This is a genomic window from Affinundibacterium amnicola, assembly GCF_014284275.1.
Classification (GTDB): Bacteria; Pseudomonadota; Gammaproteobacteria; order Burkholderiales; family Burkholderiaceae_D; genus Undibacterium; species Undibacterium amnicola.
In genome coordinates this window covers 1-22,935 of sequence record NZ_JACOFU010000002.1, presented here as the reverse complement: position 1 = coordinate 22,935, position 22,935 = coordinate 1, and the positions used below count along the sequence as shown (strand labels likewise).

The 22,935-nt window shown below is 44.2% G+C and carries 17 protein-coding genes and 5 tRNA genes; all 22 read left to right on the top strand.

The window, feature by feature from the left end; genetic code table 11:
• The first annotated feature begins 56 nt into the window (after positions 1-56).
• Positions 57-875, top strand: coding sequence for a tRNA pseudouridine(38-40) synthase TruA (truA, locus tag H8K33_RS04445; protein WP_186889807.1), 819 nt, complete (start codon positions 57-59; stop codon positions 873-875).
• A gap of 203 nt (positions 876-1,078) precedes the next feature.
• On the top strand, positions 1,079-2,872 hold the full coding sequence (gene lepA, locus H8K33_RS04440; protein ID WP_186889806.1) for a translation elongation factor 4: 1,794 nt from the start codon (positions 1,079-1,081) through the stop codon (positions 2,870-2,872).
• On the top strand, positions 2,869-3,765 hold the full coding sequence (lepB, locus tag H8K33_RS04435; RefSeq protein WP_186889805.1) for a signal peptidase I: 897 nt from the start codon (positions 2,869-2,871) through the stop codon (positions 3,763-3,765). Before lepA ends, lepB begins: the two co-directional genes overlap by 4 nt.
• Positions 3,766-3,780: 15 nt before the next feature.
• Complete coding sequence (locus H8K33_RS04430; RefSeq protein WP_186889804.1) at positions 3,781-4,173, top strand: DUF4845 domain-containing protein; 393 nt, start codon at positions 3,781-3,783, stop codon at positions 4,171-4,173.
• 15 nt (positions 4,174-4,188) lie between these two features.
• Positions 4,189-5,049, top strand: coding sequence for a ribonuclease III (gene rnc / locus H8K33_RS04425; protein ID WP_186889803.1), 861 nt, complete (start codon positions 4,189-4,191; stop codon positions 5,047-5,049).
• Positions 5,050-5,051: 2 nt separating this feature from the next.
• A complete protein-coding gene (gene era / locus H8K33_RS04420; protein WP_186889802.1) occupies positions 5,052-5,954 on the top strand; it encodes a GTPase Era in 903 nt (300 codons plus the stop codon).
• A gap of 52 nt (positions 5,955-6,006) precedes the next feature.
• Entirely contained in the window at positions 6,007-6,801 is a 795-nt protein-coding gene (gene recO / locus H8K33_RS04415; protein WP_390320602.1) for a DNA repair protein RecO, read from the top strand.
• On the top strand, positions 6,798-7,556 hold the full coding sequence (pdxJ, locus tag H8K33_RS04410; protein WP_186889800.1) for a pyridoxine 5'-phosphate synthase: 759 nt from the start codon (positions 6,798-6,800) through the stop codon (positions 7,554-7,556). The genes recO and pdxJ overlap by 4 nt, the downstream gene beginning before the upstream one ends.
• Entirely contained in the window at positions 7,553-8,005 is a 453-nt protein-coding gene (gene acpS / locus H8K33_RS04405) for a holo-ACP synthase (protein WP_186889799.1), read from the top strand. Before pdxJ ends, acpS begins: the two co-directional genes overlap by 4 nt.
• Positions 7,998-9,872 carry an excinuclease ABC subunit UvrC gene (uvrC, locus tag H8K33_RS04400; RefSeq protein WP_186889798.1) on the top strand — a complete coding sequence of 625 codons (1,875 nt, stop codon included), beginning with the start codon at positions 7,998-8,000 and terminating at the stop codon, positions 9,870-9,872. The genes acpS and uvrC overlap by 8 nt, the downstream gene beginning before the upstream one ends.
• 257 nt (positions 9,873-10,129) lie before the next feature.
• Positions 10,130-10,726, top strand: coding sequence for a CDP-diacylglycerol--glycerol-3-phosphate 3-phosphatidyltransferase (gene pgsA / locus H8K33_RS04395; protein ID WP_186889797.1), 597 nt, complete (start codon positions 10,130-10,132; stop codon positions 10,724-10,726).
• 43 nt (positions 10,727-10,769) lie between these two features.
• A tRNA-Gly gene (locus H8K33_RS04390) sits at positions 10,770-10,845 on the top strand.
• Between the two features lie 41 nt (positions 10,846-10,886).
• Positions 10,887-10,962: transfer RNA gene (locus H8K33_RS04385), tRNA-Gly, on the top strand.
• A 40-nt stretch (positions 10,963-11,002) separates the two neighbouring features.
• Positions 11,003-11,078: transfer RNA gene (locus H8K33_RS04380), tRNA-Gly, on the top strand.
• A 98-nt stretch (positions 11,079-11,176) separates the two neighbouring features.
• Positions 11,177-11,250: transfer RNA gene (locus H8K33_RS04375), tRNA-Cys, on the top strand.
• Positions 11,251-11,321: 71 nt separating this feature from the next.
• Positions 11,322-11,414 (top strand) — tRNA-Leu (locus H8K33_RS04370).
• A 227-nt stretch (positions 11,415-11,641) separates the two neighbouring features.
• On the top strand, positions 11,642-12,910 hold the full coding sequence (locus tag H8K33_RS04365; protein ID WP_186889796.1) for a tyrosine-type recombinase/integrase: 1,269 nt from the start codon (positions 11,642-11,644) through the stop codon (positions 12,908-12,910).
• Positions 12,911-13,491: 581 nt separating this feature from the next.
• Positions 13,492-14,976 (top strand): hypothetical protein, encoded by a 1,485-nt coding sequence (locus tag H8K33_RS04360; protein WP_186889795.1) that lies wholly within the window; start codon positions 13,492-13,494, stop codon positions 14,974-14,976.
• Positions 14,977-15,059: 83 nt separating this feature from the next.
• Entirely contained in the window at positions 15,060-18,068 is a 3,009-nt protein-coding gene (locus H8K33_RS04355) for a hypothetical protein (RefSeq protein ID WP_186889794.1), read from the top strand.
• Positions 18,065-19,576: a metallophosphoesterase family protein gene (locus H8K33_RS04350; RefSeq protein ID WP_186889793.1), complete on the top strand. Its 1,512-nt coding sequence runs from the start codon at positions 18,065-18,067 to the stop codon at positions 19,574-19,576. The genes H8K33_RS04355 and H8K33_RS04350 overlap by 4 nt, the downstream gene beginning before the upstream one ends.
• A gap of 657 nt (positions 19,577-20,233) precedes the next feature.
• Positions 20,234-21,367, top strand: a complete 1,134-nt coding sequence (gene nadA / locus H8K33_RS04345; RefSeq protein ID WP_186889792.1) for a quinolinate synthase NadA — start codon at positions 20,234-20,236, stop codon at positions 21,365-21,367.
• Between the two features lie 8 nt (positions 21,368-21,375).
• Positions 21,376-22,266: a carboxylating nicotinate-nucleotide diphosphorylase gene (gene nadC / locus H8K33_RS04340; protein ID WP_390320589.1), complete on the top strand. Its 891-nt coding sequence runs from the start codon at positions 21,376-21,378 to the stop codon at positions 22,264-22,266.
• The last annotated feature ends 669 nt before the right edge of the window (positions 22,267-22,935 follow it).

Below are 22,935 nucleotides of genomic sequence, written 5' to 3'. Positions count from 1 at the left end.
TAAAACGGGCGCTGTCTTTTGTCAGCGCCCATTTTTATTTCTAAGTGTAGTGATTGATGACGTTGAATAGAATTATTTTGGGTGTGGAGTATCACGGCGGCGCTTATCAGGGATGGCAAACGCAGCCTAATGGCAATACGGTGCAAGATGTTTTGGAATCGGCATTGCAGAAGTTCTCAAAAAATACAATAAACACCATGTGCGCTGGACGAACGGATGCTGGAGTGCATGCGGTAGAGCAGGTTGTACATTTTGATACTGGACTTCAGCGCGAAATGTATTCTTGGGTCAACGGGGTGAATGCATTTTTGCCGCCGGATATTGCCGTACGTTGGGCAAGACAAATTCTTGTTGATGAGGGCGATCAGAGTGCATTTCATGCTCGCTTCAGTGCTTATTCGCGCACCTATCATTACCTATTGCATAACGCAAGTGTGCGATCTCCAATTTGGTCCGGTCGTGCTGGTTGGTTTTTTAGACCATTGGCATTGGAGTCTATGACGCGGGCAGCCAGTTATTTGATTGGAGAGCAAGATTTCACGGTATTTCGGGCATCTGGTTGTCAGGCGAAATCGCCAGTAAAACATATGTATGAGGTGAAGATTCGTCAGCAAGGTGATTTGATTGTGTTTAGTTTGCGGGCGAATGCATTCTTGCATCATATGGTCAGAAATATTGTTGGCTCATTGATTTTTGTTGGGATGGGGAAGCGAGAGCCAGAATGGATTCGTGAATTACTCGATTCAAAAGATAGAAGTCTGTCTGCTCCAACCTTTATGCCTGATGGGCTTTACCTTGCGAAAATTGATTATGATCAGATGTGGGATTTGCCGCCTGCAAGATCGGAAAATCTTCCTTATAGTTTGTCACTCTAAGCGTTTTTTTAACTTATGTTGGCGTTTTAAGTGCATCAATCAATTTGGATGTGTATGTTTTGATATTGCTTGAAGGAATTTGAGACAGGCATAGGTGAAATCCGGTAAAATGTCGTTTTTGCATAATCTAAACTTTAGGCGCTCGCCTGGGGACGCTACCCAGTTTTGGCGCCTTTTTTGTAATCGGTTTTTTTGTCTATCTAATGAATAATATTCGTAATTTTTCTATCATTGCCCATATTGACCATGGTAAGTCCACTTTGGCAGATCGGATTATCCAATTGTGTGGTGGTCTTTCAGATCGCGAAATGGAAGCACAAGTTCTTGATTCCATGGACATCGAACGGGAGCGTGGAATTACAATTAAAGCGCAAACTGCAGCGCTACACTACAAAGCCTTAGATGGTCAAATTTACAATTTGAATCTTATTGACACGCCTGGTCACGTGGATTTTAGTTATGAGGTTAGTCGTTCACTATCCGCATGTGAAGGTGCGTTACTTGTTGTGGATGCATCGCAAGGGGTTGAGGCACAGACCGTTGCGAACTGTTATACCGCGATTGAATTGGGTGTTGAGGTTGTTCCTGTTTTGAATAAAATTGATCTACCGTCTGCAGATCCAGACAATGCGATTAATGAAATTGAGGAAGTAATTGGAATTGATGCGAGTGATGCTGTGCATTGCTCTGCAAAAACAGGCTTGGGCGTGCGAGATATTTTAGAATCCTTGATTGTTAAGGTGCCAGCGCCAAAAGGCGATCCAGATGCACCTCTGCAGGCTTTGATTATTGATTCTTGGTTCGATAATTACGTTGGTGTTGTGATGTTGGTTCGTATCGTAAACGGTACCTTGCGCCCTAAAGATAAAATTCTTTTTATGGCAACTGAAGCACAGCACTTGGTGGAAAGTGTGGGTGTGTTCACGCCAAAATCATTAAGTCGACCTGAATTATCTGCTGGTCAGGTTGGTTTTATTATCGCCGGAATTAAAGAGTTGAAAGCCGCTAAAGTCGGTGACACGATTACGACAGTTGGCCGAGTGGCAGCAGAACCATTGCCGGGTTTTAAAGAAGTACAGCCGCAAGTGTTCGCTGGCTTGTTTCCTGTTGAGGCGAATCAATATGATGCATTGCGTGATTCATTAGAGAAGTTGAAGCTGAATGATGCTGCCTTGATGTATGAACCTGAAGTCTCTCAAGCCTTGGGCTTTGGCTTTCGCTGCGGTTTCCTTGGTTTGTTGCACATGGAAATTGTGCAGGAGCGATTAGAGCGCGAATTTGACATGGATCTCATTACGACTGCACCAACAGTTGTTTATGAAGTTGTGATGGGGGATGGAAGTATTTTGATGGTTGATAATCCATCAAAAATGCCAGAGCCGTCAAAGATTGAAGAGATTCGTGAGCCTATCGTAACGGTCAATTTGTATATGCCGCAGGAGTATGTTGGTTCTGTGATTACCTTGTGTACCTCTAAGCGTGGCGTACAGATGGATATGAATTACCATGGGCGTCAAGTCAAGCTTACCTATGAAATGCCGATGGCCGAAATCGTCTTGGATTTCTTTGATCGATTAAAATCGACTTCGCGTGGGTATGCGTCGATGGACTATGAGTTCAAAGAATATCGGGCGTCTGATGTGGTTAAAGTTGATATGTTGATTAACAGTGAGAAGGTCGATGCATTGGCAATTATTGTGCATCGCGCTAACGCACATTATCGTGGCCGTGCAGTTGCCGCAAAAATGCGTGAGTTGATTCCTCGTCAAATGTTTGATGTCGCAATTCAAGCGGCAATTGGTGCCAATATTATTTCTCGCGAAAATGTAAAAGCTTTACGTAAGAATGTGTTAGCAAAGTGCTATGGTGGTGATATTAGCCGCAAACGTAAATTGCTTGAGAAACAAAAAGCTGGTAAGAAACGGATGAAGCAAGTTGGCTCTGTAGAAATTCCACAAGAGGCATTTTTGGCAATTTTACAAGTGGAAGAAAAATGAGTTTGCAATCTTTAATTGGCAACTTTGCCTTAATTCTTTTTGTTCTTTTAGTCGTTACGGGTTTTATTTGGGCTTTGGATAGATTTGTCCTTCTGCCAAAGCGCAAGGCGAAAGCTATTATTGCTTTGCAAGAGTTTGACCAGAAAGCGAATGCCGATCAAGCGACGAGATCTAGTTTTGAGGCTAGTTTATTGAAGCAGCCAGTCTGGGTAGAATATTCAGGAAGTTTTTTTCCCGTCATCGCGCTTGTTTTTGTGCTGCGTTCCTTTTTATTTGAGCCATTTAAAATCCCATCCGGATCGATGTTGCCAACTTTGTTCGTCGGTGATTTTATTCTGGTTAATAAATTCACCTATGGAATCAGACTTCCTGTTTTAGATAAAAAGATTATTTCCATCAATGAGCCTCAACGTGGCGATGTCATGGTTTTTAAATTTCCTAAAGATCCGACACAAAATTACATTAAACGAATTGTTGGATTGCCTGGTGATACTATCACCTATAAAAATAAGAAGTTAAGCGTTAATGGTGTCGTAAATCAATATGAAACTCAGCCAGATTTTTTACATGAAGGCACGCAATTAAGTTATTCCAAGCAGTTTAACGAAAAGTCTGGCAAGGCGATTCATAAGATTTTGAATGACGATGATCGTCCTGCTGGCATCGTGATGTTTGGTGAGGCGGACTTCCCTTATGCTGACCGTTGTATTTATGATGTCGAAGGCGTTACATGTACCGTGCCGCAGGGACATTATTTTATGATGGGCGATAATCGTGATAACAGTCAGGATAGTCGTTACTGGGGATTTGTTCCTGATCAGAATGTTGTAGGCAAAGCTTTTTTTATTTGGATGAACTTCGGCGATTTAAAGAGAATTGGTAGTTTTCAATAGAAATGGAGAGACACTATGCATCAATATCAATATTTAACTAAAACAAAAAATCGAGGAATGTCCTTGGTCGGCTTGATATTTGTTTTAGGTATTCTTGCTGTGTTAGTCGTTTTGGCGTCTAAAATTGCACCGACTGTTATTGAGTATATGTCAATTAAGCGTGCGATCAGTGCTGTGAAATTAACGAATGCAGGTTCAGCATCAGAGATCCAAATGGCATTTAATAAACAAGCTGATGTTGGATATATCACGTCGATTACTGGTCGAGACTTAATTATTGAAAAAACTGAGACTGGCTTGGAAATTGGTTTTTTCTATACAAAGAAAATTCCACTCGTTGGACCTGCAAGTTTATTGCTTGAATATGAAGGAACCACTGCAAAAAATGCAACGGTTCAAAAGAAATAGGATTAAGTTGTATTTATGAACGAACAGTTGCTGCAGAAGCGTTTGGGGCACCAATTTAATGATGTTGCACTTTTGCAGCAAGCATTGACGCACCGAAGTCATAGCGTCACACACAATGAGCGCCTAGAATTTCTTGGCGACTCAATACTTAATTGTGTCGTTGCATCGATACTTTTCGATACTTTTGCAAGTATTGATGAAGGTGATCTATCACGAGTACGTGCGAATTTGGTGAAGCAGCAGTCCTTGTTTGAAATCGCACAGAAAATGGAGCTCTCTCAGTTTTTACGATTGGGTGAGGGTGAGTTGAAGTCTGGCGGCTTTCGGCGGCCATCAATTCTGGCTGATACTTTGGAAGCCTTATTTGGTGCTATTTATCTTGATGCCGGTTTCGAGGCCGCGCGAAAAGTAATTCAATCCTTATATGAGCCTATTTTAAGTTCTGTTGACCCAACAACTTTAGGCAAAGATGCCAAAACTTTGTTGCAGGAGTTCTTGCAGAGTAAGAAGATTGCCTTACCTCAATATAATGTTGTCGCAACCCATGGTGCTGCACATAATCAAGAGTTCGAAATTGAATGTTTGGTTCCTAAATTAGAGGTTCAAGTATTTGGTACTGGTGGAAGTCGCCGTGCTGGCGAGCAAGCTGCTGCTAAACTGGCTTTAGAGACCGTTGTGAAATTATTGTCTAAGACGCCAAGCAATAAAAAGGCTAAACCACGCGCTTCTCAAATGAAGTTGGCGGGAATTGCGACTATCCAATCAACAGCCCAGACGAACAATGAAAAGAGTTCATCACCCGAGCTTAGCCTTGTTAATGAAGAGCAGCTTTCTTTGGATGTATCCGTTCCAGAGATTTCACAAAAAGTAAAATAAAGATGAGTGTCATGCTAGAAAATTCTGAGTATCGTTGTGGTTATATTGCCATCGTAGGCCGTCCGAATGTTGGTAAGTCGACTTTGATGAATGCCCTGATTGGCGCCAAAGTGAGTATCACTTCACGTAAGGCACAAACAACGAGGCATCGCATTACGGGCATCCAAACGAAGGAGCAGACGCAGTATATTTACGTTGATACGCCAGGATTTCAGACGCGTCATTCGAATCCGCTAAATCGTACTTTGAACCGTACGGTGACCAATACCTTGATGGCCTCAGACGTCATTTTGTACATTATTGAGGCAGGCACTTTTGGTCAGGCCGATCAGCAAGTGATTGATTTACTCCCTAAAAATGTGCCGTGTATTCTGGTGATTAACAAGTCTGATCGAGTGAAAGACAAAGCGATTTTAATGCCGTTTGCGCAAAAGGTGATGTCCCTGTTCCCGTTTGCTGCGGTGGTACCGGTGTCTGCAACATTGAGATTTCAACTCGATAGCTTGGAGCGCGAGACGCGTAAGTATTTACCTTTGAATCCTCCAGTTTTTGGTGAGGATGATATTACTGATCGTAGCGAAAAATTTCTCGCAACGGAAATTGTTCGTGAAAAATTATTCCGATTTGTCGGCGATGAACTACCTTATACCAGCACGGTGTTGATTGAAAAATTTGAGCAAGAAGGAAATTTGCGTCGTGTATTCGTTGTCATTCTGGTTGATCGTGATGGACATAAGTCTATGGTGATTGGGAATAAAGGTGCACGTCTCAAAGATATCTCAACTCAGTCACGCCAAGATATGGAGAAGTTGTTTGGCGGACCGGTGTATTTGGAAATTTGGGTGAAAGTGAAATCTGGTTGGGCCGATAACGAGGCTGGTCTGCGTGCCTATGGTTACGAGTAAAATCTGCACATCTGTGAGAATGTGATTGGATAAAGAATCAAATGCAGCGCTTGTGATTCCTAGACGTAGGGCACGCACTCATGAGCTCAGCGCAAGTTCCCCCCTTGCATTAACGTCTCCTAAAAGGGCGTCTAAAGAGATACGCATTCTGCATCAACCTGGTTTCGTACTTCATTCCTATCCATATAAAGAAACTAGCCTGATTGTTGACGTTTTTAGCCGAGATCACGGACGAGTGTCCTTGGTTGCGAAAGGTGCCAAACGCCCAACCTCCGCTCTGCGTAGCGTGCTGCAGACTTTTCAACCGCTAAATATTTCATGGACCGGTAAATCTGAGATCCGTACATTAACGACCGCCGAGTGGGTTGGTGGTATGCTTCCATTAGAGAAGTCGGCACTGTTGTGTGGCTTTTATTTAAATGAGTTGCTAGTTAAATTCTTGTTGCGGGACGAAGTAAATACGATACTTTTTGATGCGTATGTTTCCAGTTTGAATCAACTAGCACATAATGAATCTGCCGCGATAGTCCTGCGTAAATTTGAGCTTAAACTTTTGCAGCAAGCTGGTTTGATTGGTGACTTAACCTACTGCGTCAGTTCACGCACACGTATTTTTGCTGAAGAGCTGTATGTCTTGGAGCCAGGTGTTGGTGTGCGGCTTACAAGTTTAGCCGAAAATCTTCCGCAAGTTAGTGGTAAAACATTATTGGATATGTCAGTAGAGAATTATTCAGATCCGCTAACGCAAGTGCAAAGCAAGCAGTTGATGCGGTTTTTATTGAGTTTTCATTTGCATGGTACCCCATTAAATACTCGTCAAATTTTAATTGATTTACACAAGCTATGAACATACACGGACAAACACAAAGCATTGATTTGGGCATTAATATTGATCATGTAGCGACATTGAGAAATGCGCGCGGCACGATTTATCCCGAACCACTAAAAGCAGCTTTGTTGGCGGAAGAGGCGGGTGCTGATTGTATTACTTTGCATCTGCGTGAAGATCGTCGACACATTAAAGATAAAGATGTGGAAGAGATACGCCAGCGTTTATTAACGCGTATGAATCTGGAAGCCGCAGTGACGCAAGAGATGATTGATTTCGCTTGCCGTATTCGGCCTCAAGACGTGTGCTTGGTGCCTGAGCGTCGTGAAGAGGTCACCACAGAAGGTGGATTAGACGCCATCCGTTATTATAAACAAGTCGAGGCAGCGACCAAGCAATTGCAGCAAGAAGGTATTCGCGTCAGTTTATTTATTGATGCTGACCGTCAGCAAATTCAAGCCGCGCGTGATTTGGGTGCTCCGGTTATTGAGTTGCATACAGGTCGTTATGCCGATGCGCATGACGCACTTGATCAAGCAAAGGAATTGACCAGAATTGCGGAGGGTGTCGATTTTGCTCAGAGCCTAGGACTTAAGGTCAATGCAGGCCATGGTCTACACTATACCAATACGCAAGCGATTGCCGCAATTCGCGGCATTTCAGAGTTAAATATTGGACATGCGATTGTTGCACAGGCAGTCTTTGTTGGCTGGCAAAAAGCCATTGCCGATATGAAAGCGCTGATGGTGAAGGCGAGACTGGATGCCAAATGATTTTTGGTATTGGTACAGACATCATTAAAATCTCGCGTATTCAAGCGACAATGGAGCGCCATCCTCAGCGCTTCGTAGAGAAAATCTTAGGCAAAGACGAGCAATTGATTTATCACCAGCGTGCGGCGCAATCTCAACGCCGTGCGCTTCTGTTTTTGGCTACCCGATTTGCAGCAAAAGAGGCCTTTTCAAAAGCCATAGGATTGGGTGTTCGCCATCCGATGAACTGGCATTCGTTGCAAGTTCTAAGTGCTGATTTGGGACGCCCGCAATTGTATTGGTATGGTGAATTGGCAGCATGGATGTCGTCGAAAAATTTATCCGCGCATTTATCGGTGTCAGACGAAGATGAGTTCGCCATTGCCTATGTCGTCGTAGAACAGCATACATCTGTGAACGATGCATGCATGTCCTCAAGTGTTGGTAAATCAGGTGGTCATCATGAGTAAGGACACGGCCAACGCTCCTGAGGTCGTATTAGAGTTGGTTGCAGCGCTTCCGAATTTGCCTGGTGTCTATCGTTATTTTGATAGTAATGAGCAAGTGCTTTATGTCGGTAAAGCACGCGATTTGAAAAAACGTGTGTCCAGTTATTTTCAAAAAAATCTAAGTAGCCCGCGGATCGCCATGATGGTGGCAAAGATTGCTCGCCTCGAAACCACGGTCACACGCAGCGAAGCTGAAGCTTTGATCTTGGAAAATAATTTGATCAAGGCTCTAAAGCCGCGATATAACATTTTGTTTCGTGACGATAAGTCTTATCCCTATCTAAAAATTACCCAAGAAAAAACACCGCGCATGACTTACTTTCGCGGTGCGATCGATAAAAAACATCAATATTTTGGTCCTTTTCCATCAGCTTGGGCGGTGAAAGAATCGATGCAGTTATTGCAGAAGATTTTCTTATTGCGCAGTTGTGAAGACAGTGTTTTTGCCAATCGCACAAGACCATGTTTGCTGCATCAAATTCATCGTTGTAGTGCGCCTTGTGTCGATTTTATTTCCGCGCAGGATTATCAAGCCGATGTGGAAAATGCGGCAAATTTTTTGCGCGGGCGGCAGTCGGAAGTATTGGATAAGCTAGAACATAAAATGCTCAATTACGCACAAGAGTTAGCGTTTGAAAAAGCAGCAGTTGTGCGTAACCAAATGTCCGCACTGTCTAAAGTTTTGCATCAGCAAAGTATGGAACTGGCTGGTGATGCCGATATCGATATTATCGCCGTCGCGGTTGACGGTGGTCGTGCGTGTGTGAATTTAGCCATGGTGCGAGGTGGACGCCATCTCGGTGATCGCTCATATTTTCCTAGTCATCTTGAGTTGGCACAGGCCGCGTTGAATGAGACGATTGATGTTGAAGTGATGATTGCGTTTATTGCGCAGCACTATATTGATCAGTTCATACCGAGCCAAATTATTTTGAATGTGGAAATTGATGTTCCTGAATTGCTCCTGGCTTTGATGGAGCAGTGTGGACATCGCATTCACCTTAGCTTTCAACCGCAAGAACAAAAACGTGCTTGGTTGGAAATGGCTGAAAAAGGTGCGCGTTTAGCGTTAGCGCGCGCGTTATCCGAGCAGGGCGCGCAGCAATTGCGAACCAAGGCCTTGCTCGATGCGTTGGACATGGAAGTGCCTGACATCGATCAATTTCGTATCGAATGTTTTGATATTAGTCATACTCATGGAGAAGCCACGCAAGCCTCTTGTGTCGTGTTTCATCATCACGCCATGCAAAATGCCGAGTATCGACGATTTAATATTAAAGACATTACGCCAGGTGATGATTATGCGGCGATGCGTCAGGTGATTTATCGCCGTTTTGAAAAATTTGGAATTGCGAACGAGGATCTCGCTGACATTAGCGCAATCATGCCAGACATCGTTTTGATTGACGGTGGTAAAGGACAAGTAGAAGTCGCACGACAAGTGTTTGAAGAATTAGGCTTGGATACGAGCTTGATTGTCGGTGTTGCCAAAGGGGAAGGTCGTAAAGTTGGCCTTGAAACTTTGGTCTTTGTCGATGGCAGAGAATCGAAAGAGTTGGGTAAAGAATCTGCTGCTCTCATGTTGATTGCACAGGTGCGCGATGAAGCGCATCGTTTTGCGATCACGGGCATGCGAGCTAAACGGGCGAAGGCGAGACAAAGCTCTAAGCTTGAAGACATCGATGGTGTTGGCCCTAAGCGTCGTCAACGTTTATTGACACGCTTTGGCGGTATCAAAGGTGTAGAAGATGCCAGTGTTGAAGACCTGATGGCGGTAGAGGGTATTTCGCGAGCTTTAGCTGAAGAAATTTATCAGCGCTTGAGATAAATGGCATCTCTGGTAATCTCAAGCTTGAATTAAAACTTGCTGGTGACGTGTTGTGGCAAGAATCGATTTATTTTCTAGATAGCTTGTTTAGGCGGCGAATATACATTTTTCTCATAGCTGGTCTGATTTGGTATTTTTCATTTTTAGAGATTGCTTAAAGTATTTTTCGTTGCTTTCTTTCATGATCATTTAAATTAAATGACTTTATAAGCGTCAGGCAAAATATAATGTAATGAACTTCTATTCGATTTTAAAAAATGCCTTTTAATTTTCCTATCTTGTTGACCTGGTTGCGTGTAGCACTGATTCCTTTGGTGGTCGGAGTTTTTTATTTGCCAGACACCATGCTCAGTCCATTTGAAAAAAATCTTGCTGCGACTGTGATTTTTATCGTCGCTGCGGTGACAGATTGGTTGGATGGTTTTTTAGCGCGTCGTTGGGAACAAACTTCGGCATTCGGTGCTTTCTTAGATCCTGTCGCTGATAAGTTAATGGTTGCAGGTGCCTTGCTTGTTTTAGTGCAGTGGAATCGAGTCAATGCAGTCATTGCATTTATCATTATTGGTCGCGAAATTACGATTTCCGCGTTGCGTGAATGGATGGCACAGATTGGTGCTTCGAAGTCAGTTGCAGTCAGTTCTTTGGGGAAAATCAAAACGGTGGCGCAGATGGTCGCGATTCCCATGCTACTTTTTTATGGCGATTTGTTTGGTGTGATCGATACGATTTTGTGGGGGCAGATCTTGTTGTTGGTGGCAGCAGTGTTAACTGTCTGGTCGATGTTTTATTATTTGCAGAAGGCTTGGCCACTGATTAAAGAAAAAGCAGAGCAACTTATGGATCATAAATCTTGACAACTTTTTCTGGTGCTATATAATGCACGGCTGTTGTCGCAATGCGGGAGTAGCTCAGTTGGTAGAGCGCAACCTTGCCAAGGTTGAGGTCGAGAGTTCGAGACTCTTCTCCCGCTCCAAGTTTTTTTGGGGATGGCGATGTAGTATTAAGTAGTGATATGCGGGAGTAGCTCAGTTGGTAGAGCGCAACCTTGCCAAGGTTGAGGTCGAGAGTTCGAGACTCTTCTCCCGCTCCAAGTTTTTTTGGAATGGCGATGTAGTATTAAGTAGTGATATGCGGGAGTAGCTCAGTTGGTAGAGCGCAACCTTGCCAAGGTTGAGGTCGAGAGTTCGAGACTCTTCTCCCGCTCCAAATTCCGAAGGGGAGCACAGCTTCCCTTTTTTGTTCGATAGTTGTTCCGCGTTTTATTTGAGTTGTTTTGAAAATAGTTCAAATAAATAGCAGCCCTTGGCGGGGTAGCAAAGTGGTTATGCAGCGGCCTGCAAAGCCGTAGACGCCGGTTCGATCCCGACCCCCGCCTCCAAGAATTTTGATAGTTAAGTTTCGAATTATCATTAAGTAACAAGCTAGCAAATCGCTAGATGCAAGTTGAGTGCCCGAGTGGTGAAACTGGTAGACACATCGGACTTAAAATCCGCCGCTTTCCGTAAAAGGGGCGTGCCGGTTCAATTCCGGCCTCGGGCACCATTAGTACGTTTCAGGCAGTACCAAGAAGTATTCAAACCCGCGTTACTCACTATGAGAACGCGGGTTTTTTGTTTCAGGACGTGCCAAGCCGTTTCTTGACAGCCCAAGTTTTTGACGGTACTTTTGACGGTACTTCGGAAAAATACAGATACCGCCAAAAAAAAGTACCGTCAAAACTCCACATTTTTGACGGTATCTCAAGCATCTTCATAGAGAGATTGCCCACCATGCCTAAACTTGCTACTGCACTGACTGACACCACCCTAAGAAATGCCAAAGGCAAAGATAAGCCTTATAAATTATCCGATGGTGGTGGCTTGTTTCTTCTGGTGAATGAAAATGGTGCTAAGTATTGGCGCATGGATTATCGATTCAATGGCAAGCGGCTGCGTCTAGCTTTCGGTAAATACCCTGATGTATCGCTAGTAGTCGCTAGAAGCAAACGGGCAGATGCAAATGAATTGCTTGCTTCTGGTATTGACCCCAGCGAAACGAAGCGCACTGAACGCATAGAGCAAACCCAACATAAAGAAACCATTCAACGTGAGGCAAGCGGCCTGCCTTTGTCCGGTTCCTTTGAAGAGGTCGCGCTAGAGTGGTTTGAAACTAAGATTAAGCCGCTATCTGCAAGCCATAGCAACCGCACAATGGCGTATTTGAAAAACGACCTGATACCGTATCTGGGTAAGTTGCCTATGATTGACATAAAGGCACCTGCCTTACTGGAATGCTTGCGCCGTGTTGAGTCCAGAAAAAACAAACAAGGTAAATCCGTTACCGAGACCGCTAACCGAGTGCGTGAACAGATGGGGCAGCTATGGCGCTATGCAATCGCCACAGGCAGGGCTGAGCGTGACATAGCGACTGATTTGCGCGGTGCTCTTGAGGTGCATGTGCAAAAGAATTTCTCACACATCACAGACCCTAAGCTACTCGGTCAGCTCATGCGCGATGTCGAGACCTACAGCGGCGCACCTGTTACGGTGGCAGCCTTACGCATATTGCCTTTAGTCTTCACTCGACCAATGGAGCTAAGAACCGCACGATGGGCAGACATCAACCTTGAAACAAAAGAGTGGCGCTATTTCAGCACCAAGACCAAGATTGACCACATCGTACCGTTAGCCACGCAAGTCGTAGAATTGCTAAAAGCTTTGCAGCCGCTTACTGGCATGGGTGAGTATGTGTTCGGTGTCCGGTCAGGGCAAAGGCCACTATCAGAGATTACGATCAATCAGGCTTTGAAATCGTTGGGCTACGGTGGTGACGTGATTCATCCGCACGGCTTTAGGCACACGGCGGCGACCATGTTGGCAGAGCTTGGCTGGGACGAAAACACCATAGACCGTCAATTGTCGCACCTAGCGCAAGGTGTTAAAGGCGTATACCAGAAAGCCAAGTACATCGAGGACAGGCGCAAGATGATGCAAGCGTGGGCTGACTATTTGTGCAAGTTGAAAAATGGCGCTGCTATTATTCCAATTAAGGTCGCTTGAATTTGGCAGACCATGCTTGCGACTTAACTGAATAATTTAGCGGTCCATCAATGCACCTCAAATCAAGCGGGTGTGCAAGAACCACACAAGTTTGCAGTCTGCACCCCGAAACTTGATCGCTGTTAGCGCTGCTTCGTAAATAACTTTGCACTGCTGGTATCCTCGTCAATACTATCGACCCAAATTCGTAAATATAAAAAATTGAAAGCGTTTTACGAAGATTTCCTTTGCCCATATATGTTAGTTTAAGCTGCGTTAGAGTGAACATTAGCTCCATTTTTTAATCCATCGATAATTGCTCATGTCAATGCGACGGAGCCTGATTGATGTAATTAGGAAATAGTTGGCTGTCGTATTTAACTTGCAATTAATTGCACTTAAGATTACGTGACTAGGTTAGAATAATTCTTTCGGCAGGCTTGAATTTATGGTCCTTCTCAAGTCAGATGTGGACACACGCTGAATGTCCCTCCCGTCTCGAACTCAGGTTGCAGACTAGCTACAAGAAACATAAAATTCGCGGTTATAACTTGAAAGGCAGATTTTCAAGAAGTGTCGCATTTCGAGAAAGGTAGATGTAGATGCAGTCACTCGAATTACTTGAGACGGATGAAATCGAGCTTGATAGGCTCCCTAAGCTACTTTTTGATGATTGGGTTCGGGACTTTTTTCCCGCCTTTCAACGTCAGAATCGGGTGAACTTGAATGCAAAGGTGCGAATTAGTTTTGCGAATTGTGAATGGGTTTCACCATTGCCGATCCTAGCAATAGCAACAGAGCTAATGTCGTTTTCCGAGGTCGGCCGGATAGTTGAAATTGACTTGGGCGAGGGTGCTAGTACCCATGATGCTGCAATGCGGCGGAGGCGCACTTTGAAGTTTCTATCATTCCACGGTTTTTTGTCAGCTTTTTGTTGTCGCCAAGACCTTATTGTTCGGTTTCAATTTGACAAGGATGGCGATAAAGGAAATCTAGGCCTTTGGCATGTGGGTGCAGCAGGATTGAAAAGACTTCGGGAATCAATTAATCGTTCCCGTGTTGAAATGATTTACGGAGATGCCGTCGTATTGCCTGTGACTATTTGGAAGCTTCCAGTACCGTCTTCCCCAAATTTGACTTCTTTAGTAAGGGAAAAAGTTCGAGAATTGCTGAAGATGGCGGATACGTCACTGTTTAAGTTCAAAACCGATTCGCGTAAGTACCGGGATGTAACACTGCAACGACTAAATCAAATATTGCTTGAGCTGGTGGAAAACGCAGCAGAGCATGCATATTCCGAATCAATTCCAGGGTATGTTGGTCTTTATGCGAGGGTGCGACAGACTCAAAGCGATGAAGCGAGAGCTGCTCGAGTGTTGGAAATTTCCAAGTCACGTCTGCTTGGAAAAGTACTTTTGAACGAAAAGCAGCTACAAATTGAGATTTTTGTACTCGATGTTGGAAAGGGACTTTTTGCTGATCTCGATGCTTGGAAAAACGAAGATTTGCAATCTTTAAGGGCTAAGAATTCATCCCATCATCCCCTACAGTTAACAGCTTCTCTACTTTTTCAAAAACCACTTTCGAGACATGATAGAGGCGAACGTGAAGTCTCGCGCTTACGAGGTAGCTCAACCGGTTTGATGCATTTGCATAAAATCCTGAGTCATGGTGGCGGAAATGACCGGTCCATGATTATCACAGGTAGAGAGTGGCTGGCAGGTCCGCATCCAAGACCCCCAGGCTTTACTGATAATGTCGTCTCCTCGGGGGGGCACATACAAACCAGTGACGCTTTAACTGGTACGATCTTTCATTTAGGCATTAGCCCGGCGGTGATTCCTGATCTCAATAGTCAATGGTTTAGCTCAGATAAGCCTGCAAATTTTAAAATTCGTCAATCAATTATCAAGAAATTGGCTGACTCGAAGCCTCCGAGAATCTTGTCATCAAAGGTCATCGATATTCGAAGTGGTGAGGGTTTGGAAAGCGTTGAAAGGCGGGTGCGTGAGCATACGAGTCGGTCACTTGGCGCCACTGTTATAAGAGTTAATAGAGTTGCCGAAAAAATCTTGTTAATAAGATAATTGTATCCTGGCTAATTGGCACTTCGAATTCGCGACGTAAAAATTCATTGCTTTATCTGTGTGACTTGGGTCGATACCAAGCAGTGGACACCGTTTGGGTTATCGAAAATCTGTTCCCTAAGCGCGAACGTTTTGAGCTTGGTTTATGGACGGGAGATGCATCAATTTTTCTAGTCACTGAGGATCTTTGTTGTACAGAATTGAAATTAAATTTCAAACCACGTCATGACGGCATGACGCAGGTGAGCGTTGAGCGTGCTACCTCAAATATTTCGAAACTTGACAATCGTTTGGTATTTTTGCTTGAGGAATTAAGGGTATGTGATTCAGCCGCCGTGTGGCGGCGCGTTCATGAACTAAGTGATTCCGCAGTCCATAATCCGATTTTGCTTAGAGATGTCCTTTGGCCTACGGCAGGTGGCCAAGATATATTGCCATACTACTTAAATTTTGCACAGCTTATACAAGACGGCGAAGCCGCACGATGTATTCGTCGCTCCCTTAGACGCATTCTCGCTTTATTTCCACAGGCTAGTCACCATGCGCTTGATGGGCTAGTTGGTGCCTCTTTGCATGATGCAAAAAAATGGTTGATAGACCCACCGATCGATTCTACTGAAATTGTACTTGTTGGGAGCCTATCTGTTTCTGGTAGCACACTAAAGCGCTTTCGCTTGCCACCGAGGACGTCGTTGGAGGGGGTTGTTGATAGCATAAAAACACCGTATTTAAATATTACGCCTCGGGTTCTTAGTACATCGCATTTAGCTGCGTTGTTGTGGGATCCATCACTTTCAACAAAAAGGACTAACACAGCAAGTTTTCGTCGTGTCGGTCGCTCAGCTTATATAGAAAGAATTGGAGCTGAAAGTGCGGCAGTTGCATATGACGAGGAGCTTTACACTGAGCTTGAGTCAGCGCATTTGATAAAGGTCGGGCATTGGGCTCACGGGGATAGACATAGCTTACTTGAATTAAATGCTGAAATCGCCATAGATCAATCTGGGGCAAGTGAATCCGGCGCCATCCATTTTTTGGTCGAGCAACTTGTCGAGCTATGCAAAAAAAGTCAGGTTGTTCTAGCTTTTCCTATCGATAAGATTGCATATCGCTTGGCACATCACGTCAAGTCCAGGTTAAATGAAATGGATGCCGACGCAAGTCTGGCGCTAACGCTATTGCCGTTGTCCTTTATGCCTCGGTTTGCAGGAGGATTGACGCGATTTTCGCCACTGGTTGCTGATTCTGCACGTAGTCTTGCTGAAGTCAATGGTGAAGCACGGTCAATTGCAGTGTTTCTTGATTTTGGTTTCATAACAAATCGAACTGTTCGTCATGTCGCGCGACAGTTAACTGAACTTGGATTTAACGATATACGAGCTCTAGGCTTAATAAATCGTTCGTCGGCACCCGAGTTACCCTCAGAAATTGAGCGAACAGCGCCGAGCTCTAATATCTTTCCTCAAACCTTTTGGAGATGGAATGTTCCGGTCCTTGGCACGGGCGCTCACTGTCCTATGTGCAGTGCACTTCCGGCAATTGGACGTCTCCGAAGAATTGTCGATGATGCACACTCTGACTTGGTGCAGCCCTTAGAGGAACTAGAAAGAACTTGGCGAGCACGGGAAATTACTGACTTCTGGGAAGAGTTTGGATTGAATCCTTTACCTATTGTGGATTCCCTCCGCAACGATATCGAGGCAACGACAAGACAGATATCAAGTACCCCTGCGTATTCTTCAAGTACGTTGGCTGCCAGAGTAATTGAGTATTTGCGTGCGACCGGTGATGTTGAAACGCCACTTAGGCTTGCTCGGCTCTTGCTAGACCTTAAGGGCGCAGATTATGCTGCTGAACTACTTTGCGTTATGCTTTTGCTGGCTGGTGGAAGCATTGCGGCCACCGATCGAGACGATGCTATATCTCTATTGGCAGAAATCACTATAAGTTTAAATAGTTCATCGCATATGTCTTTGAGTGAAGTCGAGCGGAAAAATTGTCTGTTAGGTCTTACTGCAATTGTGTTTGCCGCTCAACCAGCATCTTGTAAATTTGCTGTCTTGTGCGACCTTGCAGACCAACTTGATACAGCTGATGTGACCAATTCGCCTTATGTTCGGCTTGCACTTATGGCATTGACCACCGACTCGGATGTGTCCGTAGGTGTTCAGGACGAGTTTGAAAAGCTCTGCAAGGACAAGCCTTCAAATGGATTGCTGTATCGCAACTACCATTCGCTTCGGCCAAGGAAAGGGACAATACCAGAGACTTGGTACATGTTGGACAAAGCTTTTGGGCGCTCAAGTAGTCATAGCCAGCAGTCTGAGCTTGGTAGTTTGAAAATGGAGTTGGCGAAGACTGCGGATTTCACCAGTACTTTGTCACGCTTAAATCGCTTGGCTAGTCTCTTGGCACGTTGTGATGCTCGATTTGTGGGTGATACGCTGGGTCGAACCACAAATGAAATTATTTTGAAGATTGAAGAATTAAGGAAATTTGCCGTGTCCGAAGAAGTTTCTGCTGGCACGTATTTGTTGAAAGTTAATGAAACGTTTGGCGCTTTTGTGGATTTATTACACAAGACGCTAGTTCGGTATGGGGACAGAGCTGATTCGCCTTTGGTGTATGACGCTTTTTTAGAAATTGTTCAAAAAGGAGTTGAAGACAATAAATTAGTCTTTTTGAAAGATGTAGTACCGACGATGATGGCTCGTACCCTTGTTTGGCCTGAAGGAGTGGGTGACTATTTTCCGCTAGGGGATCAATTGGCAAAATTGTTTAGCGAAGTCTTCTCAAACATTAAAGGGAAGAGCGTAGAGCGCTCTCCGCCAGATTGTCTCGAATTTAGAGGTTTAGTTGAAGTGGCTAAAGCTTGGATATGGTTTGATTTAAATGTCGAACCAGTCAGATTAGGAATTACTGTTGTTGTTGTTACTGGTTTAGCATCGAGTGAGGCAGTATCAGTATACAAGCCAAAGGTTGCAGGGTTGGACAGTTTTGGTGTTCAAGTGGAGTCAACTATATTCAAAGAAAATTATTTCGAAATTCGTATTCGTATTCCATCATTAGGTTCAATTCTGGAGATGACATGAAAGATAATCAGATCGGTACAGTACTTGTAATGGTCGTTGACGACCAATTGGACGGTGAACGTAAAGATGACGGACGTAAAGAAATATATAAGAAGTGGTTCGCCCAGGTTTCGGAATTTCACCTCGGTAAGTGGGCGTTCGATGTTCAATATTGCTCCACTCTTGATGCAGTGGCGAAGGTAGTAACTTCGGTTGGACAACCGTTTCTAGCTGTTGTCGATATGGTTCTTGATAGCGCAGTTTGGTCACCAAAATCTGTTAGTCAGCTTGATCAAAAATTGATTGATGAAAGGTGGCCTCTATTGTTGGTCAGCGCTCGGTTTGATTCCAATGAGGCTATTGAGCGTGCCAATCGATTAGTCGGAAAGGGCAGCGACCTTGCACCATTTCAATTTCTGACTTGGTCATCGATTAGTCGAGCCGTTGAAGGTGTTGAGCAATCGGAGGTTGCGTTTATTGTGGGTGCGTTGTTGGCTCGTGCACGTGGACAGGACCTACGCTTCGTGAAAAATTCTGATGATCCTATTGAGATTCTACATATCACAGACCCACATTTTGGCAAGGCCAGTTGGGATGTCGGCTCATTAATCTCTCTAAGGTTGGCTCGTCGAAGTTGTGGGCTACAGATGGCTGACTTCCTTGCCATTACCGGAGATATAGCTGATCGAGGAAATCCAAGCCAATATCAGTTGGCTAAGGAATACTTCGAGGCATTGTTCAACAATCGAGTAATAGAAGGTGTGGAAACGGGGATTGCAAGAGATCGTGTATTCGTTTGCCCAGGTAATCATGATTTCTCTCGCCCAGTTGCATTGGCTGCAAATATTTCAACTTCTGTTCCCTATAAAGTTGAATCAATTACGGTGAAAGAAAACGAGTGGATTCGAAACTTGGCTTGGAAACCTTATTATGATTTTGAGGCAGATGTCACAGAACACTCTGAAGATTGGATACTTAGTCCTGGCTATCGATTAAATACGCGTTTTTTAAGTTCTGGCATTGTGGTATTGGAGCTAAACGTAGAGCGCTATGCAATTGATGACCATCAAGCCGGGGTGGGCGAGGACGACTTGCGCAAAACAATAAATGCGGCGGTTACAGCCGTTTCTGCAGTGCGAAAAAATTCGGAGTGTCTACTTGTCTTGGCGCATAGGCACGAGTCCAATATTTGGGATGGGCTTTCGAAGATGGTTCAGAGCAATCTTCAGGGCTTGGCTGGCGAGGGGCCACTATTGTTTATGTGCGGCCATGAACACTCTCCGGACGTAGTACCAGGCCTCAAAGACAAAGCACTTTTTGTGAGAGGTGTGCCACCTAGTGTTGGACCTACATTACCGACACAGATTTTGCCTATGGTTAACTGCATTCGATTCAATCGAAGCGGAGGCGTCGTGATAGGTGTGGAGGTTCATCAATTTCACCAGCATGCAAACGGATGGCAAATTGATGTTGATGGACCTCGGGGCTACGAATATAACAATGGGAAGTGGAGAGCAAAGGCGGACTAGTGTGTGTATAAAGCTTTGCGATTATGTTTTAGCCTATAGCTCTGCGATCTTAAGGTAAGTTAATAATCGTCGCCATTGATTTGTCATTGGAGAGTCACCCGATCAATGAGGTCATTGGCTTGAAGTGTAGACTCCGCACAATGAATTGAAATTGACAACTGTTGTGTTTACTCCATTTCGGAGCCGGTGCACTATCTGAAGATTTGAAAGAAAGCATAAACCTCTTTAATTATTCTTTGTCGGTTGGAATCTCGGATTAACTTTTGATTATCAATGTACGGTATATTTATCGAGATAGACCAGTGTGGCTTTATTCGCATAAAGTTACTAAATATTTAGTCCCTGCCACACCAGTGAATTATCGTTATTTGGAATTTAAGGATGCAAGGATTCGACTTTTAATTGGTAGTCTGAGTTTTGATGTTGCTTATACTTGGCGTGTTGGCTAACCGCTAGCTTTGACTGTTTCAGTGACGATGCTTGCATTATGTGGAAAAACAGTATCGTTAATCCTTTAGCTTTTTTAGCCTATTTTGATTCGAGTGTCACCTCTAGTCGTGATTGTTTGAAAATAAGAAAATTGAAAACCTGTCCTGCATGCAAGACGCGGGTTTTTTTATTGCTGTTAAACTAGCGGTTTTCACTTTGAGACTTGAAATGGAAGCGACCAAAGTTATTGAATTTGAGCGTCCTCAGATGGATGTTGGTAGTAGTTGTACTGCGTCGGCGTGGGCGCGTGTGCCGGATGCGCCGAGCTTGGATGAAAAGATCCAGTTAAAAAAACGTATTGCTGATCTGCTAAAAGAAAAGCAAGCTGTGTTGGTAGCGCATTATTATGTTGATTCTGATTTGCAGGATTTGGCGGAAGAGACTGGTGGTTGCGTTTCTGATTCTTTAGAGATGGCGCGTTTTGGGCGCGATCATGCAGCGAAGACTTTGATTGTTGCTGGTGTTAAGTTTATGGGGGAGACTGCGAAAATACTCAGTCCTGAAAAGACGATCTTGATGCCAGATTTGGACGCGACTTGCTCTTTGGATCTTGGTTGTGATCCAGAAGAATTTGCGGCTTTTTGTGATGCTCATCCTGATCGTACTGTGGTCGTTTATGCGAATACTAGTGCGGCAGTGAAGGCACGTGCTGATTGGATGGTGACCTCTAGTGTGGGTTTGGATATCGTGGCGCATCTGCATGCGCAGGGCAAGAAAATTCTTTGGGCGCCGGATAAGCACTTAGGTGGCTATATTCAAAAACAAACTGGCGCTGACATGTTGTTGTGGCAGGGTTCGTGTCTTGTGCATGACGAATTTAAAGGAATTGAATTAGAAATTCTGAAAGAGTCTCATCCTGACGCTAAAATTTTGGTGCATCCAGAATCGCCTGCGGCGGTCGTGGCTTTGGCGGATGTAGTTGGGTCTACATCGCAATTGATTAATGCCGCGAAAACGATGGATGCGCAAGAATTCATTGTTGCGACCGATAACGGTATTCTGCATAAAATGCAAATTGCTGCGCCTAGCAAAAAATTTATTGTGGCACCAACGGCTGGTAATAGTGCAACTTGTAAGAGTTGTGCGCACTGTCCTTGGATGGCAATGAATGGTCTGCGTAATCTGTTGCATGTGCTTGAGACTGGTGAGAATCAAATTCAAGTTGACCCTGTTGTTGGGAGGGAGGCGAAGCGCTCAATCGATAGGATGCTTGATTTTGCTGCGGCTCGTAAGGCTAATGTAAAAGCGAGTGGCGATTTGGCGCAAGATGGAAAACTATTTTCTGGTGTTGGCCCAGCTTAAGGATGGCTATGAGTTTTCAAAATACGAATTTGCAAAATAATTTTGCTCCATTTGATTTGGATTTGTCGAATGCTTTGAATGCTAGCGTCAAACTTGCTTTGCTTGAGGATGTTGGTAGTGGTGACTTGACGGGCGAGTTGGTGCCATCTGATGCGAGGGTTATTGCGCATGTTGTGGTGCGTGAAGAAGCTGTGCTTTGTGGTGCGCCTTGGTTTGATGCTGTGATGTTTGCACTTGATAGCTCTATTGTGGTTGATTGGCAATATGCTGAAGGTGCTCTGATGAGTGTCGATACTGTTGTATGCAAAATCCAGGCGCCGGCGCGTAGCTTGTTAACTGCTGAACGTAGTGCGCTTAATTTTATGCAGCTTTTGTCGGGTGTTGCCACTGCGACGCGTCGTTATGTAGAGTTAATTGAAGGAACGCCTGCTTCGATTTTGGATACCCGCAAGACTTTGCCTGGAATGCGTTTGGCTCAAAAATATGCTGTGCGTGTTGGCGGTGGAAAAAATCAACGTTTGGCTTTGTATGACGGCATTCTGATTAAAGAGAATCATATTGCCGCCGCCGGTGGTGTCGTTCCAGCATTGAAGAATGCTAGTGAGGTTATTGCAAAATACGACCGGCAAATTAGTGTGCAAATTGAAGTTGAATCATTGGGTCAATTGCGGTTGGCATTGGATTCTGGTGCGAGTTCAATTTTATTGGATAACTTTAATACTTCTATGATGCGTGAAGCGGTAGTGATTAATAATGGCCGCGCTTTGCTGGAGGCTTCTGGTGGGGTGGACTTGAGCACGGTTCGTGCGATTGCTGAGACTGGCGTTGATCGAATTTCTATTGGTGCTCTCACTAAGGATGTTAGGGCAGTGGATTTTTCACTGCGGGTTCAAGGGTAATTTGTATTTTTTGGTAGATGTTAGAGCGCCCCACATTTGGGGCGTTTTTCTTTTGTGCTTAGACTTTCATTCATGTAAGTAAACACTGATAAGTAGTCATTGTTGGGCGATTTATATGATTTATTCAGTTTATCCAAATAAACCTTGCCAAAGGGGAGCGATGCTTGCTATAGTTCGCCTCCCGCAGAAATGCGGGTGTGAAATAAGTAAGTATGCAAGTAGCTGGTCGTTAAGTTCCTGATGTTTGAATTAAGTTGAAGAAACTCAAATTTAAACGGTAGTAAAAACAGGGGGTTGACGAAAATAAAGAAGTGCTGCATAATCTCATTTCTCTGCTGCTGACGAACACAACGCTTCGTAGCAAAAACAAAATCCTTCGGGTGAGTTTAAGTGGAAAAGAATAAGATCTTTAACAATTAACAGTCAATAAATGTGGGCACTTGATAAAGAGGCGATTAGTTACTTCGGTAGCTAAGAAACTTAAAAAATATCAAATGTTCACAAGAAGTAAAGATAAGACGCGATAGTGAGCAATCATTGTCGCAACTGTCAGTATTTTGAGTGAGCGACTCGTTCGAAAGAACGAATTCCAGAAATGGAAACAAGTAACAGAGATTAAACTGAAGAGTTTGATCCTGGCTCAGATTGAACGCTGGCGGCATGCCTTAC

Bases quoted from the DNA above. Each gene is read 5' to 3' on its own strand.
- truA (WP_186889807.1), top strand. From the start codon at position 57: ATGACGTTGAATAGAATTATTTTGGGTGTGGAGTATCACGGCGGCGCT.
- lepA (WP_186889806.1), top strand. From the start codon at position 1,079: ATGAATAATATTCGTAATTTTTCTATCATTGCCCATATTGACCATGGT.
- lepB (WP_186889805.1), top strand. From the start codon at position 2,869: ATGAGTTTGCAATCTTTAATTGGCAACTTTGCCTTAATTCTTTTTGTT.
- H8K33_RS04430 (WP_186889804.1), top strand. From the start codon at position 3,781: ATGCATCAATATCAATATTTAACTAAAACAAAAAATCGAGGAATGTCC.
- rnc (WP_186889803.1), top strand. From the start codon at position 4,189: ATGAACGAACAGTTGCTGCAGAAGCGTTTGGGGCACCAATTTAATGAT.
- era (WP_186889802.1), top strand. From the start codon at position 5,052: ATGAGTGTCATGCTAGAAAATTCTGAGTATCGTTGTGGTTATATTGCC.
- pdxJ (WP_186889800.1), top strand. From the start codon at position 6,798: ATGAACATACACGGACAAACACAAAGCATTGATTTGGGCATTAATATT.
- acpS (WP_186889799.1), top strand. From the start codon at position 7,553: ATGATTTTTGGTATTGGTACAGACATCATTAAAATCTCGCGTATTCAA.
- uvrC (WP_186889798.1), top strand. From the start codon at position 7,998: ATGAGTAAGGACACGGCCAACGCTCCTGAGGTCGTATTAGAGTTGGTT.
- pgsA (WP_186889797.1), top strand. From the start codon at position 10,130: ATGCCTTTTAATTTTCCTATCTTGTTGACCTGGTTGCGTGTAGCACTG.
- H8K33_RS04365 (WP_186889796.1), top strand. From the start codon at position 11,642: ATGCCTAAACTTGCTACTGCACTGACTGACACCACCCTAAGAAATGCC.
- H8K33_RS04360 (WP_186889795.1), top strand. From the start codon at position 13,492: ATGCAGTCACTCGAATTACTTGAGACGGATGAAATCGAGCTTGATAGG.
- H8K33_RS04350 (WP_186889793.1), top strand. From the start codon at position 18,065: ATGAAAGATAATCAGATCGGTACAGTACTTGTAATGGTCGTTGACGAC.
- nadA (WP_186889792.1), top strand. From the start codon at position 20,234: ATGGAAGCGACCAAAGTTATTGAATTTGAGCGTCCTCAGATGGATGTT.
- nadC (WP_390320589.1), top strand. From the start codon at position 21,376: ATGAGTTTTCAAAATACGAATTTGCAAAATAATTTTGCTCCATTTGAT.